Here is a 15,656-nt window from a genome sequence, read left to right as displayed (position 1 = left end):
TCTGGCTAGTTAATTTTTAGTATCGTACTCAAGCATTCCATTATTGTAAATAAGAATCATTATCTTATCTTCCATTTAATGTATTTTGATAAAAACGCCATTCATCTTCAATCATTTGTTTTAACGGACGTTTAGGTGTCCAATTCAATAATGTTTTTGCTTTCGTTATGTCTGCCGCAACCTGACTTAATTCAACATGTTTGTAAATCGCAGGTTGATTCGGAATTTCAGATTGAGTTACCTGTGAAATTTCATCTAGTAATTGACGCACAGAGTGAACTTGGTCATGGGCAATATTAAATGCTTCACAACAATGTGTTTGATCACGTAGCCAATGTAAGCTGGCAGTTAGAGCTTCACACACATCTAAAACGTGTAGAAAACTGCGTTCAGTCGTATGATCTGATGTTTCAGCTTGATCTTGTAATTCAATCAAATCACGTTGCATTGCTGCAACTTGCATGGCAAGCGGTACAATATTTTTAGGGAGCTGAGCAACATACTCTCCGAGCACCCCATGTTCAAATGCACCTACGATATTAGATAAGCGCAAGATCGCAATTTTCCACTCATGATCAATTTTATAAGTATCACGGATAATTTCTTCAATCATCTGTTGAGACTTAATATAGGGATTAGGATAAGCATAATTGAATTCGTCTGTTTCGCTTAATTGCAGACCAGATTTTCCATATGCTGCAAGGCTAGACAAATGAATAAAGTGACGAACACCTGTGCGTTGCATGGCACGTAGTAAACTCATGATGCAACTTACATTATCATTATAATATTCAAGAGGTTTAAGATTAGATTCTTCAATTGATTTAAACCCAGCAGTGTGAATAACTGCATCAATTGAATATTGCTCGAAGACCTTATTCAATGCGGGTGTATTACGTACATCAAGTTTAACAAATGGAACGTACATGCCTGAAATAAACTCTAGGCGTTCCAGCGTTTGCAAGGTTGAATTAGCCAAATTATCGACAATTACCACTTCTTGACCCTGAGCCATGAGACTCAACGCAATGTGTGAACCGATAAAGCCTAAACCACCTGTCACTAAAATCATTGTATACTTACCTTTCTCTTAATGCATCTACGCCCATTTAGACGTATGACCATAGTGAATTCTCAATGAGTACATTACTACTAATTACCTCTGCTCCTACTTCCATTCATGCTTGGCATGCTTTAGGACTTGCTCAGGCACTCAAAAGTAAAAATGAAGACTTTCGTGTATTCTTTTACCAAGATGGCGTGCAGGTTGCTAATGATTTTCAATGGGTTCCTGACGACCAGCGTAATTTAACGCATGAATGGCAAAAGCTTGCGATTCGACTTCCTGTATGTGTGAGTGCTGCCCTCGCTCGTGGTATTACCGATGCAGAAAATGCCAGTCGCCATCACCTTACTCATCACAACCTTGCCAAAGACTTTCAACTGGTCGGGTTAGGTGAACTTGCTGATGCGGTACAGTCAGCATCTCGTCTTATTCAATTTTAAGTTACTTTGTTTGCTTAGATTGTTGCTTTTAAAAGGTATATTGTGTGAAATCTGTACTCGTCATTTTAAGCCAAGCCAACTTAACCAGTCTGCAAATCAATGAAAGCCTTTCCGCTACTATGGTTTTAGCAACCTTTGGCTCACCAGTCAAAGTATTATTGAAAGATGCTGCGCTTAGCCTTTTACAAAATGACTTAGGCTTTAGCCAACTTCATCATGCTTTCAAAGTCGCATCAAATATGGTCGAAAGCTTTGAATTTTATGACTTAAGCCCAATTCTGATCGAAAGTAAAAATCAGCAAAATCCTTTTGTTCAGCAAACAGAACAAGAGCTCGAATTCATTCATTTAAATAATGAGTTCATTCAGTCTTTTGACCATGTCTTATATTGGTAGATGAAGGTGTAATTTTAATGAATCCATCAACACTTTATCTCGTGCAATCTACTTATCACAATACACCGAATGTTATTGATGAATTAGGGAACCTTTATCAGAAAGGGGACCAGATTATTTTTATGGGTGATTCTGTTGTACGACTTTCAGCTGAAATGATTCAACAGTTTGAAAGTGTTTCATGCTTAAGCATCGAAAAAGATTTAATCGATACGGATACTTTAACTCAGATAAATGTATTGGACTATGATCAATTTGCAGATCTTGTTTTAACATTTAATCGTTGTATTTCTTTTAAATAATATATTTAGGCTGGTTTCATGAATTTAGAATTAGACCAAGATGGTCATTTGGTTGATTATACAATCTGGAATCCTGAAGTTGCACAAGAGCTTGCCAAGTCACTTGATATTGAACTCACCGAGTGGCATTTCGAAGTTTTAACTGCTGTACGTCAATTTTATCAACAGTTTGGGCACTCTCCTGCAACTCGTCCTCTCATTAAGTTTTTAATGAAAACGGTAAGTCCAGAGATTAATAATGCTGTTTTACAGCAACAATTTAATACTGGTTTAGTTGCCCGCCATTTAAGCCGTTTGGCGGGTGTTCCTAAACCAGCAAATTGTTTATAAAGTTAAGTAAACTTTTTGGCAGCAGCGACACATAAAATAGTTGCTGCTGTGACCACTAACATTGACCAGCTCACATGTTCATGCAATAAAGCCGCTGCAATACCTAGCCCCATTAAAGGCTGTAAAAGTTGTAGTTGACTTATGGCAGCAATACCGCCTTGTGCAAGGCCTTTGTACCAAAAGAAAAAGCCTATTAACATACTAAACAAAGACACATAAATAAGACCGACTAGAGCTGATGTAGACACACTCTGAAATGAAGCTGGCATATAGAAAATAGTAAGCAACAGCATAAAAGGTAAAGACAAAATCAGTGCCCAACAAATGACTTGCCACCCGCCTATTTTTCTTGAAAGTACACCGCCTTCTGCATAGCCAAAGCCACAAAAAATAATTGCCATCAACATATAAAAGTCCCCTATTCCAAGTGATGTATCACCAGAAAGGAAGAACATATAGGCAAAAACAACCGCACTCCCCAATACTGCAAATATCCAGAAAAAATGATTCGGCTTTTCTCCGCCTCTGAGTACAGCAAATATTGCTGTTGCAAGCGGCAAAAGACTAACAAAGACAATTGAATGCGCTGCATTCATGTATTGCAAAGCAAGTGCTGTAAACAACGGAAAACCAATCACCACTCCTAAAGCAACAATAGCAAGAGGCCACCAATCTTGTTTGGCTGGTTTCTTTTGTTTTAAAACCAATATAAGAATAAGCCCCAAAATACCTGCTATCGCAGCTCGTGCTGCGGTTAGAAAGCCCGGTTCAAACCCCATTACCGCTACACGTGTCGCTGGTAGTGACCCCGCAAAAATAGCCACGCCAATAAAACCATTCACCCAGCCATTCATAAACCTATTCATAATTTTCTCCGTCACTATACGAAGAATTTAAGCTGTGCTAGGGTGATTAAACCAGATACAAAGCAGTACAATTTAAAAGAACTGTTATGTATTAACAACCAATACAGTTGGGATTTTAAGCGCGTGAATCAGAGCAAAACAAAAATTGAAATTGTCATTTCAGAAATTGAGCAACAAATAAAAAATCGATCTTTATTGCCGGGAGCACGCTTGCCTTCTGTTCGTAAATTAGCAAATGATCTGGGATTTTCAGTATCCACTGTTGTAGAGGCGTATGAAAGATTAATTGCTTTAGGCAAAATCGAATCAAGAACTGGATCTGGTTTTTATATTGTTGGTCCGCTCGCACCTTTAGCTTTAAGTGAATTAGGCCCTAAATTAGATCGTTCAGTTGATCCATTATGGATTTCACGTCAATCTCTGGAAGCGAAAGCAGATGTTTTTAAGCCTGGTTGCGGTTGGCTACCTGATGACTGGATGCCATTAGACAGTATTCGTAAAGCTTTAAGGACGGCCGCGAAAAGCCCTGATGATTGTTTAATGGGTTATTCAACACCATTGGGATTACCAGCTCTACGTGATTTACTGGCAAGACGTGCTCAAGCAAAAGGTATAGAGGCGAATCTTAATCAGGTACTTTTAACTGATTCAGGAACTCAAGCGATTGATTTGGTTTGCCGATTTTTATTAAAGCCCGATGATGTTGTTTTGATTGATGATCCTTGTTATTTCAACTTTCATGCATTACTTAAAGTTCATCAAGTCAAAGTTATTGGTATTCCCTACACACCAACAGGCCCTGACTTAGAGGCATTTAAAGAAGCAATTGAGACTTACAATCCACGTCTTTATATCACCAACTCAGGAATTCACAATCCAACTGGTGCGACGCTGTCTCTTTATACAGCACATCAACTATTAAAACTTATTGAACAATCCAATTTGATTGTCGTTGAAGATGATATTTTTTCAGATTTTGAATATAACGCTGCTCCTCGGCTTGCGGCTTTGGATAATCTGTCACGTGTAATTTTTATTGGAAGTTTTTCTAAAACGTTATCAGCATCTATTCGCTGTGGTTATATCATTGCAAAACCAGAATGGATTGATCAGCTCACTGACCTAAAAATTGCCACAAGCTTTTCTCACAATGGCGTGTCTGCAGAAGTTTTATTAAGTGCTTTAACTGATGGATCTTACCGTAAACATATAGAATTATTAAAAGTTCGTTTAGCAAAAGCGATGCACGATACCATTACCAAACTAGAACCTTTAGGCATAAAGCCATGGATTAAGCCTCAAGCGGGAATTTTTGTTTGGTGTCATTTGCCAGAGGGTGTTGAAGCTTCAAAAATTGCAAAATATTGTATTAACCATCAAGTTATTCTCGCACCAGGAAATGCATTTAGCCAAGCTCCCAATGCTGGTCAATTCATACGTTTTAATGTAACACAGTCAAATCATGACCACATTTATAAGACTCTAGCTGATGCCATTCAACAAGAGTCTTCATAATTTATAGCAGGGTAAATTAAGCTTGTTTCTGTTTTTGTTCTATATATGCAAAATAACCTGGCCCAGCTGAAACTTGCACTTGTTTGGCATGTAAAGGTTCATGGCAAACCGAACATACCATGACTGGTTCGAACTTATGACCACAAGTTTTATGACGATACTCTAAAGGTTTACCTAAACCTTGATCCATCCATTTATCTGCCCAATTCGCCATAGATAAAATAATTGGATAAAGTTCAAAACCTTTATCAGTGAGGCGATATTCAAAGCGTTCTTGACGATCAAAATAAGGAGCTTTGGCTAAAATTTCATATTCAACCAAACGCTTTAAACGATCTGAAAGGACATGACGAGTTACGCCTAATGATTTTTGAAAATCGTCAAAACGGCGTATTCCCATAAAAGCATTACGTAATATTAGCATCGTCCATCGATCGCCAATCACTGATAGCATACGAGCAACCGAACAAGGTTGATCACCGATGTCATCCCATTTCATCTTTATGCGTTCCTCGATATTTCCTAGCCTAATGGCCCTATTGTTTATACCCTAAACCACTTACCACGAGTTATGCAAGATTCATTATAAAAATAACTTCTTATCAACTTTATAAAAGAATTTTTTATTATAAAAAAATAGAAAGCTATTATATAAATTTGCTTAACAGATATAACTCACCCAATTGTATAGTGAGTTATATCTATTATTACTCATCATTAATTTGAGATGAATACACCCTTCAAAATATGACCTGCTTCTAGTTTCACACTTGCTGGAATTCGCACCAGACAATTGGCCTGCATTAAATTACTAAGCATGTGTGATTGTTGTTTTGCCAGACTTTTAACTTTAAGTTGTCCATTGTCAAAATAAGCATGCATTCTTAGAAAACGTTCACGCGCATCTTCTTTTAAATCATGATCTAAAATTGCACTAAACCATTCTGGCTCTGCTGAGTTTCCCTGCAAAGTGTCGAGCAATGCTTTACCGTAAACTTGCATTGATACATAGACCGCAGCCGGATTACCCGGTAACCCGAGCAAATAACAACGATGATCTTTTTCCGTGTGAGAATATTCAGCAAAAAAAAGTGGCTTACCTGGCTTTTGTTTTACTTTCCAAAAGATCTGTTCAAAGCCAGTCTCAAAAGCGCATGGTCGAACGAAGTCATAATCACCTACTGACACTCCACCTGTGGTTATGATGACATCATAGCTATCTTTTAACTCATTAAAGTAATGCGTGACTTGCGCCGCTTCATCTGCCACATGAATGAGTTCAACCTCTAGGCCGTAATCTTCAAACCAAGCTTTTAGTAATGGACCATTTGCATCAAAGATTTTGCCTTCTGCAAGATCTTCTGCTTTTTCGGCAACTTCATCACCCGTGACTAAAACAACGACTTTCGGTGCACGGTAAACGTCAACCGTTTGTACACCCGCCATACTTAAGGCAGCCAAGCTTCCAATATTTAAGAACTGTCCAACTTGTGCAAGCAACTGTCCATTTTTGATCTCTTCGCCCGTAAAACGGATATCAGCTTGAGGGCGAATATGTTCAGTTAGCGAAATTTCTTGTGCTGAAACGACCTCTACTATTTCCTGTCTAGCAACATGCGTTGTGCCTTCAGGAATTTTGCCGCCAGTAAATATACGAATTGCCTGTCCTTCACTCAGAATGTCATGACTTTCGCTTCCAGCGCGAATCTCGCCAGTAATCTGAAACTTTTGATTATTTAAATCTTCTGCGTGGCTACAAAGTGCGTAACCATCTACAGCACTTTGAGAGAAACTTGGCAAATTAATTTCTGAATAAATTTCCTTAGCAAGATATCTACTTAGGCTATTTTGAAGAGTTTGCTGAATTGAGCCTAATTTTTTAGGTCGGTTACTAATCAGCTCAATTGCTTCATCTACGCTAATCAACCCACGTTCTGCGCCACAACCTGACATTATTCATAGCCTCCTGGATGTGGTAAATCACGGCAAACATCAAAAATATGGACTAAGGCAGGTAAAATAGCAGCCATTGATTCGCTTGCTCCACCACGGCTTCCTGGTAAAGTCACCACTAAAGACCGATCAATAAAACCAGCTACTCCACGCGACATTGCAGCATATGGCGTACGTTTTTGTCCAAATGAACGCGCAGCTTCCATTAAGCCATCTAGCTTACGCTCAAGAAGTGGCTCTAGCGTATCAACCGTAATATCACGCTTACCAATTCCAGTACCGCCGACGGTCATAATGCAAGCATATGATTTGCTCAGCTCAAGCACTAAGTTTTTTAAAGTATCTGCTTCATCTGGCAAAATCTGGTAGTGAATCGGATCAAATCCTGCCTCGGTTAAAGTTTCAACCACAGATTTTCCGGCAGTATCGGGCTTTCTGCCCGCTGCGACGGTATCGGATAAGACAATAACAGCAGCCGAAACAGGCTGACGAAGAACGCGCTTAAAGTGTGATTTTCCACCTTTTTTCTTAAGCAGTTTACATTGATCTATCCAGAGCTCTTCTGGTTCACAATGTGGCTTTAACATGTCGTAAATGGTTAAGCCTGCAAGACTTGCAGCCGTTAAGGCTTCCATTTCTACGCCAGTCGGACCAATGGTTTCAACCACGGTAATAATCTTTACAAAATCATGTTCTAATTCATATTCAACATCTGCACGATAAATCGGCAGTGGATGACACAAAGGAATCAGCTCATCAGTTCGTTTTGCTGCCAAAATTCCTGCAACACGTGCGGTTTTTAATGCATCCCCTTTTTCAGTATTTCCTTGTCTTAATAATTCAATACAGTGCGGTGGTGCATATAAAATTGCTTGTGCTTCGGCAACACGATAACTTTCCGGCTTCATTCCTACGTTTTTCATTATTTATCCTAGTCTTGCTTATTTCAGTGTGAGTGTTCATGGCCGGCATGATGGTGATGCTTGTGTTCTTGCGGTGCATCCTTACGAATACAGCAGCCTTCTACATAGTGACTTGTACCATCTGTAAAGAACTCTTCTTTAAACACAGGCACTTCATGCTTTACTCGCTCAACCGCTTCTTCACATGCTTGAAAAGCTTCACGGCGATGGGCTGCATAAGCAATTGCAATGATTGCTGTTTCGCCCACTTCTAGATATCCAATCCGATGAACCACTCGCACATAAGATACCTGATACTTTTTCTCAATTTCTAGTTCAATTTCACGTATCATTTTTTCAGAAAGCGGTTTATACGAGGTATATTTCAGTGCTTTAACAGCTTTACCTTCATGATGGTTACGAACTGTACCCATAAAAATATCAATTCCACCGCATTCAGGAAATGATTCAATCGGATCAAAAGTATCAAGGCTTAAAGCCTGTTCTTGTATACGTGCAAAATCGCGCATGGCTCATCCTCCTGCAACTGGTGATAATAAAACCAAAGTACATGGCTGATTTAAGGCAGATTGCCTTGTTATGACATTATCGCCAATAGCGCATGCACATTTTTCCATGGCCTGTGTACATTCCGGATGCAACGAAACAATTTCATTTAAGACATCTTTAACTAAAATATCGGTGGGGAAAACTAACGAAAGATTTTGTGGAAGCAATTTTTCAATTGCACCAAATGATTCGATTTTAATTTGGATAGATTGCTGCATTTATCCCCCAAGCATATGCATACTGATTTTACGGGTGTGTTGATGTTGTAAAGCATGAAAGCCTTTGGCTTTATTCCAGATATACGGCATAACTTGATCTTTTAAGTGCTGACTATGCAGCACATGATCGGTTGAGTTCTGTGCGCGTAATAGTGCTTGAAGCTGCGGCTTAATATTTAAACCCTGCTGGGCAAAGAGACAGTTATATAGCTCACCTTTTGCGGTAAGTCGTATGCGGTCACATTGGTGGCAAAATGAATGAGTAATGGTAGAAATGATGCCTAGAGCGTAGCTATTGTTAAGCAGATATTGACGTGCTGGCTCATGTTGTTGCTCAATGACTTGTACCGAATAATACGGTTGCAATGCCTGTAAAATTTCAGCTTCACTCACCACATCTTTATTTGACCAGAGTGCATCACCATCAAGCGGCATAAACTCAATAAAACGTAGCGAAATATGATTGGCGATTGACCACCTTACCATGGGTAAGATTTGATCGTCATTTTTATCTTTCATTAACACGCAGTTAATTTTAAAGGGTAGTCCTGCATCTTTCGCAGCTTGAATACCCTCAAGAACTGGTTCTAATTTTTTCTTGGTGAGTTCTTTAAATTGAATTGAATCAAGACTATCTAAACTAATGTTTAAATCATCTAAACCAGCATCTTTTAACTGCTTAGCGTATTTAGCAAGATAATGTCCATTGGTAGTCATTGAAATGCGTTTTAGACCTAATGCTTTTAAAGCTTGTAAATCACGAACGAAATGAACAATGCCTTGACGCATTAATGGTTCGCCGCCTGTAATACGGATGCTTTCAATGCCTTGTTGCACCATAAAACGACAAAACTGAAAGAGTGCCTCAAAACTAAGCAAGTCTTGTTTATTTAACCATTCAGGATGTTCAGGCATGCAATATACACACTTAAAATTACAGCGATCAGTTACCGAAATTCGTAACTTTCGCTTGATACGCCCATATTGGTCTTGCAAAAGCATTGGCGCAGTTTCAGAGTGATATTGTTTCATTATTTGCACTCATATCGAGAACAGTTCAAATATTGCAAGCACTCATTAAGAGCAATTAAACTTGTAAAATTGCGCCTTAGTAGTGCTTTGATCTTTATTGCAAAATTTGTTCCAGTTCTATTTATCATCCATAACTTCTTCGGTTTTTTGATAGACCTTTGGCTGCACCACTTCACTGTAATTTTAAAACTGTATAAAGTTGGTGCAGCATTAATCTCTTATTTGCCTTACATTATTTCTAGCACTTTTCTAAGCGGATGGGTACATATTTATGGTACGGCGTTTTAGATAATGGATCACAATGTTCAGCGGAAATCAGTCGATTTAATTGTGGTCCAATGGGTTCACCACCTTGAAAGCGCATGCCATAACCATGTGGAAGTGAAACTACCCCTTTTCGCATTCCCTCATCAAAATCTACAGTAACCTGAATTTCTCCATGTTGTGAAATACATTTAAGCTGACCTCCTGCATCTACATTTAGGTGCTTTGCATCTTCAGGATGAATTCGTAAAGCCCCTTCAGCATCTACTTTTCGCCAAGCTGGATCACGGTAAATTTGATTGGCGTTATAGCTACGTCGCTCACCTGATAAAAGTATGAATGGGAATTCTTCAACATTAACCTGATGATTTTTTAAATTTGCCAGCTCAGCTAACATCTCTGGAATAACAAGACGTATTTTCTTGTCTTTATAAGCAACCAGTTTCCAGATTTCGTCATATTCGTGTTGCGACAACACTACGCCTGAACGTTGCGTTAAAATTTGTTCAAATAACCGAACGCCTAAAGTTAAAGGATTACCTTTGTAACCTGCACGGCGTACCGCTTTAGTATGTAAGACAGCATATTGAATCGACAGCGGTAATAAAAAAGCAACTGAATCAGCTGATTTTTCTAACTGTTTACCTAAAGTGCGATAGAGAATTGAGGCTGCAAAAGGAATGTATTTTTTATTTCGTGCAAAAGTAAGTCCTAATGCCGACAAGTACGGTAAATAGGCTGTTTTTTTCGAGTCAACTGAAGCTATTTTTTCTAAAATTGGAAAGCGTTTTGGAATCACCTGCATAGCTTCAAGTAATCGTGTATAAATTTCTGCCTCTGGCAAAGTATCCGCTTGAGCGGTCAATACCGGATGACGTAGGTGAAAACCATTTTTAGGAAATTCTAAATTAAAACCTGTAAATTCCCATTTTTCAAACTGGGTATGCGCTGGCAAAATGTAGTCCGCAAGCCTAGCAGTTTCCGTCATAGCAACATCGACCACAACCAACAAATCTAATGCTTTAAATGCTTCCTCATAAGCAGGTGTATCAGGATAAGTTAATAACGGGTTACAGCTATCTACAAAAACTGCGCGAATTCGCTTTTCCCCTGCTTTTAAGATTTCATCGGGTAAAATATTAGGCGGGAAGAATCCCGAAATCGGGAACATTTTATGATAAACACTCCGTCGATATTTTGGCTTTCTTTCATCTGTATCGCTTAAGATCGGAATAAACATTGTATGCAAATTATTGGTACCTTGCTTTCCAAAGTTTCCAGTCACTAAGTACAGTAGTTTTTCTAAATATCCATTTAATGTCGTATTTAAAGTATGTTGAATACCTAAATCAATCCGCACACAGCCTCTTTTAGCTTTGGCAAAATCTCGAACCACTTGGAAAATCAAGTCGACTGGAACATCTGCTTTGGCAATATAGTCTTCAATCGGCACACGACTAAATGCTGTTTTTACGTCTTCAAAACCTTGTGTATGCTGCTCAATAAACGCTACATCATAAAGCTTTTCTTTAATAATGATTGCAATCATCGCCGACATTAAAAAAGCATCAGTTCCCGGTTTTAGCTGCACGTGAATGTCTGCTTGTTTTGCCGTTTCGGTAACACGCGGGTCGAACACCACCATGGTTCGGTTCGGATCTTTCTTAATATGTTTTAGCGTGTCTCGTGCGTTGGGAATACCATGTGCCTGAAACGGATTTGTTCCAATGAAAAGTACATAGTCAGCATATTCAACATCTTCTGTGGTATGGCAAGCCTGACTACCGAACAAACGCCCATTGAGCCAGAAATCACCTGTTTTTTCTTGAGCAAGAGAGTTATAAGCATAATAACTTTTCATGGCTAGCAAGAGCTGTCGGCCATACGCTGCACCGAGATGATTGCCTTGACCACCGCCCCCAACAGAAGCAAAAGCAGTTCCGCCAAAATTATCTCTAATCTGAACCAATTGATCGGCAATTTCTTGTATCGCCACATCCCAACTAATTTCTTGAAATGAGCCATCTGGTTGGCGTTTTAAAGGCGTAGTCAAACGGTCTGCATGTTTCTGGTAATGCTGTAATCTGGCAGCTTTTTGGCAAATGTAGCCTTGTGAAAATGGATGCTCAGGATTACCTTTAATTTTAACAAATTGGTTATCTTTAATTTCCACACTTAAACCGCAGTTTCTTGAACATAAAATACATGCGGTCACATCTGTTTTATTTTGCTGCACTACATCCATCATTTTCTGGCTCCGTTTATTTTTATACATCTGGCTAGAATAAAAACATCAAGTTCCAAAATAGAACTTAAACAATAAATAGTCAACCGCACAAAGATTAAAAATGTGGTTCACTCGACCAATGTAAATTTTAAACCGCTAATATCCGAAGTTAATTTGCTGTAAAAATTTCTTTAAATGCTTTGATTTGTTTGTATTGCTGAAGCTCATCCAATGAATTAATACTATGAAAAAAAAGATTCTGTTTTTGAAATATAGCGACTTGTGCATGCAAAAGCTTAAAGCACTCTTTCAAACTTAATCGTTGCTTTTCAATTTGCTCCGTTATGTTAATGAGGCTTTCACGTTTTAATAAGCAAAATGGATATAAGGCATCTCCATTAATTGAAACATAGGCTGCCTGAGCCTGTTTATTTTTCCGAAGTGCGCCATGTAATTTGGCAACGACTTGCGTAGGGATATAGGTCACATCACAAGGAATAAACAAAACATAGTCTGCGCTTACATTTGACCATGCACTTTTCATTCCCATCAGTGGACCGAAAAAACCGGAAGCATCGTCTTGATAACATTGAATGTCAGGCACAATACTTTGATAAATTGAATAATCACGATGACTATTCACCCAAATTTCAGACACGGATGATCTTAATTTCTGATGAATTTTAATGAGTTGAGTTTCACCATCAAATTGCTGTAACAACTTATTTAAACCATTCATACGGCGGGCTTGTCCGCCTGCCAGAATGACCAGATCAGTTACGGGATACCCCTTATTCACACTTCCACCTCCTGTTGGCAAGCTTTAATCAAGCCACGGATTTCAGGTAAACATGAACCACAATTACCACCTGCTTTTAAACAAGCCGTCACTTGTTTTTCATGAGTAATATTTTGAGTTTTGATTACATCTATAATTTTGTTCTTACCTACTTTAAAACAACTACAGACTAAAGGTCCGTCATTATTTGTAGCAGACATTGGCATGCCAGCCAGTAATGCTTTTCGGTGTAACGCACTTAAACGCTCGCGTTTAAACAGACTTGCCACCCAATCACGATCTGGCAATAATTCTGGCGGTGCAATATATAGACTTGCAATTACGATGCCATCTTTCAAAACAACGCTATGACTTAATTGTGATGAAATATCTTCAATACTCAGCCATTCAAAAGTTTCATCTGCAAACGGCAAGAAGCTTTTTAAGTTCTTTTGAGTGTCATGAAAAGTTTGACGGTCTGCAAGTTCGTAACGGTTAGTTTTCAACATTTTGACCTTGTTCCACCATGCACAGTGTTGTAGCGATTCTTGGATATACGAATCGTATCCTTCACGTACATAAAGCACACCCTGCCAAGTGGTATAGAACTGTTGAATGGTGACAGGTGTATGTTTGAACTCGGGTTCACCTGAAATTGCATCAACTTCTGGATTAACAACTTTACCAATACGCGCATCGGACGCAACTTGTTCAGTCCAGTGAATTGGTGCAAAAATTTGCCCACGACGCACACCCGATGAGAAGGTCACACGTAGTACACAACTACCCCATTTCGAACGAACTTCTACCAAGCCTTGATCACGAACACCAAACTTTAAGGCATCACTCGGATGAATCTCACAGAATGGTTCAGCGCGATGACTAGTCAAATTTGGTGACAAACCAGTACGCGTCATGGTGTGCCATTGGTCACGAATACGCCCTGTGTTTAAAATGAGTGGATAGTCTTCTGAAACTGCATGTACTGGATCAATTGCAACAGTTGGGATCAGTTTTGCCTTGGCATTTTTATGACTAAACTGTCCTTTCCCAAACAGTTGTTGAACGGCTTTAGCGTCTTGGTTTTTATTCCACACTGGCCATTGCACTGGTTGTAGAGCATCGTACTCAGCATTACTCAGATCCATTAAACCTTTTAGATTGAAATAACGAAAATTATTACTTTCTGAACGAGCATTTATGTCTGTATTGTCTTGTGCAGATAACGCTGCATGCTCATTAAAAATATCAACAGCACTATTAAAGTCAAAACCTTTAAAGCCTAATTTTTTCGCGACTTGACTCACCGACCACCAGTCTGCTTTTGCTTCACCCGGTGCAGGTAAAAATGCGCGTTGACGTGAAATACGGCGCTCAGAGTTAGTAACAGTTCCATCTTTTTCGCCCCAACCTAAAGCGGGAAGCAAAACATCAGCATAAGCAGTAGTATCCGTATCTGCGCAGATATCTGATACAACGACCAATTCGCACTTTTCTAATGCACGTTTAACTTGATCGGCATCTGGCAAACTCACGACTGGATTGGTCGCCATAATCCAGATGGCTTTAATTTTTCCAGTTTCAACGGCACGGAAAAGATCAACTGCTTTTAAGCCAGCTTGAGTCGCAATAAATGGACTATCCCAAAAGGTTTGCACTACTTTTTGATGTAGTGGATTATCTAAGTCCATATGCGCTGCCAGCATATTGGCTAAGCCACCAACTTCTCGACCACCCATCGCATTGGGTTGACCTGTCATCGAAAATGGTGCAGCACCAAGCTTTCCAATTTTGCCGGTCAGTAAGTGGCAGTTAATAATACTGTTGGCTTTATTTACGCCCTGACTTGATTGATTCACCCCCATTGAAAATAGGGTGATTACTTTTTCAGTCTGTGCAAATTTTTCAAAAAACTGCTGTAATTTATCGAGTGCAATTCCCGTACGCTTTACCACATATTCGATATCAGTTTCTGGCTGACTGCTTGCCAAAACTTCTTGCATACCTTCAGTATAGGCATTCACAAAGGTCTGATCGGCATGACCATTTTGATATAGATATTGGAATAAGCCATTGAACAATGCGACATCTTGGCCCGGTAAAATCGGTAAATGTAAATCCGCTTGCTCACAAGTACTGGTAAAACGTGGGTCAATTACCACCACAAACATATCGGGATTTTGGCTTTTAGCCTGCATAATCCGCTGATACAGCACAGGATGGCACCATGCAGTATTAGATCCGACCAATACCACCATATCTGCATGTTCAAAATCTTCATAACTTGCAGGGACAATATCTTCACCGAAACTACGTTTATGGCCCGCAACCGCAGATGACATACAAAGTCGTGAATTGGTGTCAATATTTGCAGTACCCAAATAGCCTTTTACAAACTTGTTCACCACATAATAATCTTCAGTCAAAACCTGACCTGAAACATAAAATGCAATGCTGTCACGACCATATTGATCGATACAAGATTGGAATTTATTAGCAATTTTATTGATTGCCGCATCCCATGTCGTTACCACCCGATCAGCTTTGCGCCCCATCATTGGTTGTAAAACACGTGTTTCTAATCCCAATGTATCCGCGAGTCGGCTACCTTTAATACATAAGCGTCCAAAGTTGGAAGGATGCTCAGCATCCCCCTCAACTTGCACCACAGGTCCTTGAGGTTTTTGTTGGACGTTTACGCTAACACCGCAACCCACCCCACAATATGGACATGTTGTTTTGATTGTTTTTGCAACATGATCGGAGCTATCGACTTCAACGCTTGGAATACTGTTCAT

Annotated in this window: 16 protein-coding genes; 5 read left to right on the top strand and 11 right to left on the bottom strand. The window is 39.3% G+C overall.

The window, feature by feature from the left end:
• Positions 1–64 precede the first annotated feature (64 nt).
• Positions 65–1,072, bottom strand: a complete 1,008-nt coding sequence (gene galE / locus K6I41_RS07385; protein WP_250375526.1) for a UDP-glucose 4-epimerase GalE — start codon at positions 1,070–1,072, stop codon at positions 65–67.
• Positions 1,073–1,137: 65 nt separating this feature from the next.
• Between galE and tusD the strand changes: the two genes are divergently transcribed.
• The 4 genes from tusD to K6I41_RS07365 are packed head-to-tail and all read left to right on the top strand — an operon-like array spanning position 1,138 to position 2,533.
• Positions 1,138–1,506 (top strand): sulfurtransferase complex subunit TusD, encoded by a 369-nt coding sequence (gene tusD, locus K6I41_RS07380; RefSeq protein WP_004791822.1) that lies wholly within the window; start codon positions 1,138–1,140, stop codon positions 1,504–1,506.
• Positions 1,507–1,550: 44 nt separating this feature from the next.
• The gene (locus tag K6I41_RS07375; protein WP_192453986.1) at positions 1,551–1,901 is read left to right on the top strand and encodes a hypothetical protein; all 351 of its coding nucleotides are present in this window, start codon (positions 1,551–1,553) and stop codon (positions 1,899–1,901) included.
• 17 nt (positions 1,902–1,918) lie between these two features.
• On the top strand, positions 1,919–2,203 hold the full coding sequence (locus K6I41_RS07370; RefSeq protein WP_198307778.1) for a DsrH/TusB family sulfur metabolism protein: 285 nt from the start codon (positions 1,919–1,921) through the stop codon (positions 2,201–2,203).
• An 18-nt stretch (positions 2,204–2,221) separates the two neighbouring features.
• Positions 2,222–2,533 carry a TusE/DsrC/DsvC family sulfur relay protein gene (locus tag K6I41_RS07365; RefSeq protein WP_009390289.1) on the top strand — a complete coding sequence of 104 codons (312 nt, stop codon included), beginning with the start codon at positions 2,222–2,224 and terminating at the stop codon, positions 2,531–2,533.
• Between the two features lie 2 nt (positions 2,534–2,535).
• Here K6I41_RS07365 and K6I41_RS07360 read toward each other — a convergent pair whose 3' ends face one another.
• Entirely contained in the window at positions 2,536–3,399 is an 864-nt protein-coding gene (locus K6I41_RS07360; RefSeq protein ID WP_199987676.1) for a DMT family transporter, read from the bottom strand.
• Positions 3,400–3,522: 123 nt separating this feature from the next.
• Here K6I41_RS07360 and K6I41_RS07355 point away from each other — a divergent pair, with 123 nt between their 5' ends.
• Positions 3,523–4,914 carry an aminotransferase-like domain-containing protein gene (locus K6I41_RS07355; RefSeq protein ID WP_250375525.1) on the top strand — a complete coding sequence of 464 codons (1,392 nt, stop codon included), beginning with the start codon at positions 3,523–3,525 and terminating at the stop codon, positions 4,912–4,914.
• A 16-nt stretch (positions 4,915–4,930) separates the two neighbouring features.
• Here the strand turns inward: K6I41_RS07355 and K6I41_RS07350 are convergent, their stop codons facing one another.
• The 9 genes from K6I41_RS07350 to K6I41_RS07310 all read right to left on the bottom strand — a co-directional run bounded on the left by K6I41_RS07350 (position 4,931) and on the right by K6I41_RS07310 (position 15,656).
• A complete protein-coding gene (locus K6I41_RS07350) occupies positions 4,931–5,413 on the bottom strand; it encodes a winged helix-turn-helix transcriptional regulator (RefSeq protein WP_004791810.1) in 483 nt (160 codons plus the stop codon).
• A gap of 218 nt (positions 5,414–5,631) precedes the next feature.
• Entirely contained in the window at positions 5,632–6,867 is a 1,236-nt protein-coding gene (locus K6I41_RS07345) for a molybdopterin molybdotransferase MoeA (RefSeq protein WP_250375524.1), read from the bottom strand.
• A complete protein-coding gene (moaCB, locus tag K6I41_RS07340) occupies positions 6,867–7,790 on the bottom strand; it encodes a bifunctional molybdenum cofactor biosynthesis protein MoaC/MoaB (protein WP_250375523.1) in 924 nt (307 codons plus the stop codon). The genes K6I41_RS07345 and moaCB overlap by 1 nt, the downstream gene beginning before the upstream one ends.
• A gap of 23 nt (positions 7,791–7,813) precedes the next feature.
• Positions 7,814–8,299, bottom strand: a complete 486-nt coding sequence (locus tag K6I41_RS07335; RefSeq protein WP_250375522.1) for a molybdenum cofactor biosynthesis protein MoaE — start codon at positions 8,297–8,299, stop codon at positions 7,814–7,816.
• A 3-nt stretch (positions 8,300–8,302) separates the two neighbouring features.
• The gene (locus K6I41_RS07330; protein WP_068930091.1) at positions 8,303–8,557 is read right to left on the bottom strand and encodes a MoaD/ThiS family protein; all 255 of its coding nucleotides are present in this window, start codon (positions 8,555–8,557) and stop codon (positions 8,303–8,305) included.
• Entirely contained in the window at positions 8,558–9,598 is a 1,041-nt protein-coding gene (gene moaA / locus K6I41_RS07325; protein WP_250375521.1) for a GTP 3',8-cyclase MoaA, read from the bottom strand. It abuts the gene before it with no gap.
• A gap of 229 nt (positions 9,599–9,827) precedes the next feature.
• On the bottom strand, positions 9,828–12,101 hold the full coding sequence (locus K6I41_RS07320) for a molybdopterin-dependent oxidoreductase (RefSeq protein WP_192836914.1): 2,274 nt from the start codon (positions 12,099–12,101) through the stop codon (positions 9,828–9,830).
• Between the two features lie 148 nt (positions 12,102–12,249).
• Complete coding sequence (gene mobA / locus K6I41_RS07315; protein ID WP_005306337.1) at positions 12,250–12,879, bottom strand: molybdenum cofactor guanylyltransferase; 630 nt, start codon at positions 12,877–12,879, stop codon at positions 12,250–12,252.
• The gene (locus K6I41_RS07310; RefSeq protein ID WP_250375520.1) at positions 12,876–15,656 is read right to left on the bottom strand and encodes a nitrate reductase; all 2,781 of its coding nucleotides are present in this window, start codon (positions 15,654–15,656) and stop codon (positions 12,876–12,878) included. Before K6I41_RS07310 ends, mobA begins: the two co-directional genes overlap by 4 nt.

Origin of the sequence: Acinetobacter sp. AS23 (genome assembly GCF_023612055.1) — a bacterium.
GTDB lineage: Bacteria > Pseudomonadota > Gammaproteobacteria > Pseudomonadales > Moraxellaceae > Acinetobacter > Acinetobacter oleivorans.
The sequence above is the reverse complement of the archived record's forward strand: the minus strand, read 5'-3'. Positions and strand labels throughout refer to the sequence as shown.

Coding starts and splice junctions, on each gene's coding strand:
- K6I41_RS07360 (WP_199987676.1), bottom strand. CDS start 3,399: ATGAATAGGTTTATGAATGGCTGGGTGAATGGTTTTATTGGCGTGGCT.
- K6I41_RS07335 (WP_250375522.1), bottom strand. CDS start 8,299: ATGCGCGATTTTGCACGTATACAAGAACAGGCTTTAAGCCTTGATACT.
- tusD (WP_004791822.1), top strand. CDS start 1,138: ATGAGTACATTACTACTAATTACCTCTGCTCCTACTTCCATTCATGCT.
- K6I41_RS07320 (WP_192836914.1), bottom strand. CDS start 12,101: ATGATGGATGTAGTGCAGCAAAATAAAACAGATGTGACCGCATGTATT.
- K6I41_RS07365 (WP_009390289.1), top strand. CDS start 2,222: ATGAATTTAGAATTAGACCAAGATGGTCATTTGGTTGATTATACAATC.
- K6I41_RS07345 (WP_250375524.1), bottom strand. CDS start 6,867: ATGTCAGGTTGTGGCGCAGAACGTGGGTTGATTAGCGTAGATGAAGCA.
- K6I41_RS07370 (WP_198307778.1), top strand. CDS start 1,919: ATGAATCCATCAACACTTTATCTCGTGCAATCTACTTATCACAATACA.
- moaCB (WP_250375523.1), bottom strand. CDS start 7,790: ATGAAAAACGTAGGAATGAAGCCGGAAAGTTATCGTGTTGCCGAAGCA.
- K6I41_RS07310 (WP_250375520.1), bottom strand. CDS start 15,656: ATGAACAGTATTCCAAGCGTTGAAGTCGATAGCTCCGATCATGTTGCA.
- K6I41_RS07350 (WP_004791810.1), bottom strand. CDS start 5,413: ATGAAATGGGATGACATCGGTGATCAACCTTGTTCGGTTGCTCGTATG.
- galE (WP_250375526.1), bottom strand. CDS start 1,072: ATGATTTTAGTGACAGGTGGTTTAGGCTTTATCGGTTCACACATTGCG.
- K6I41_RS07330 (WP_068930091.1), bottom strand. CDS start 8,557: ATGCAGCAATCTATCCAAATTAAAATCGAATCATTTGGTGCAATTGAA.